The organism is Nocardia wallacei (assembly GCF_029868745.1).
Taxonomy (GTDB): Bacteria; Actinomycetota; Actinomycetes; order Mycobacteriales; family Mycobacteriaceae; genus Nocardia; species Nocardia wallacei_B.
Window position 1 is genome coordinate 1 of record NZ_JARWOP010000339.1, and the last position, 1020, is coordinate 1020.

1 protein-coding gene and 1 pseudogene are annotated in these 1020 nt (G+C 68.2%); one reads left to right on the forward strand and one right to left on the reverse strand.

The features are described 5' to 3' along the window. A partial coding sequence (gene rpmE / locus QH470_RS31570; RefSeq protein WP_280276030.1) for a 50S ribosomal protein L31 occupies positions 1-155 on the reverse strand: 155 nt, incomplete at its 3' end. A 449-nt stretch (positions 156-604) separates the two neighbouring features. On the opposite strand from rpmE, the pseudogene QH470_RS31575 reads away from it, so the two are divergent. Beyond that, a pseudogene (locus QH470_RS31575) lies at positions 605-1020 on the forward strand (hypothetical protein); the annotation flags it as partial.

Genomic DNA, 1020 nt, shown 5'->3' on the forward strand with positions numbered 1-1020 from the left:
AGGATCTTCTGCTTGCCCGTGTAGAACGGGTGGCACTGGGAGCAGACCTCGACGTTGATGTGGCCCGACTCCTTGGTGCTGCGAGTCTGGAAGGTGTTGCCGCAACCGCAGACCACGGTCGTCGGCACGTACGCGGGGTGGATTCCTGCCTTCATGGGTGTCCTTTCGATGTGGTCGCCGGGTCGCCGTCGTGCATCGAGGGCGTGAACCGGAACCGACTAGGCGGGATGGTCTGCCTTCTACCAGCAGACGCACCAGCGGTCCAGTATGCCAGAACCGCCGGCATGCTCTCAAAACACTCCCCGCCACAGCTTTGTTCCCCGCCACCGAGCGCTTCCCCCTGAAACTGCGGGCACGCATATCCGCAGCTCTCGAGCCACGCTGAAGTCGAGTAGCTCGCTACTCGGGAATGTGAACACCGGTGTTCCTAAAGTTTCTCCAGGTGAGAACCGTGCCAACACTCGAAAGGAATGCAGTGCACCTCCACGCCGCTCGAGGGGCGACGAGATCCAGGTCACCGGCACCCGGGAGAACGCATCCGAGACACCCGAGAGGTCGCGCGCTGCCGGGGGGTACGCGCGCGGCGGAAATGTACGCCGGCGCCGTGTTGGCCGTGCTGTTGCTGACGGCCGGAATCGGCTGGTTCCTGATACCCGGCGACCGGCCCGCGACGGCCGCCGCACCGCCGGCGGGCACGTCGCAACTCGAATTCACCGCGACCGCCGTCTCGACCGGCGGCGTCACCTCCGCCACGGCGCTGATCCTGGCGGTGCTGATCGTCGGCGCCGCACTGATCGGCGCGCTCTGCTACGCCCCGAAAATGCCGCGGGGGGGGGCGCCGCCAACCGCCGCCCCCCCACCAAAAGACCCCCCGCGACGACCGGGGGGGGGGGGTTTGTGTGGGGCTGGCGCGCCCTCGTCGGCAATGGCCTTCGCGCCCGCGGACCCCATCGGCCCCGGCGGCGCCGACAACTCGGTCGTCAACCGCTGCACCTCCCGCGACATCCGGCTGCGGGACAC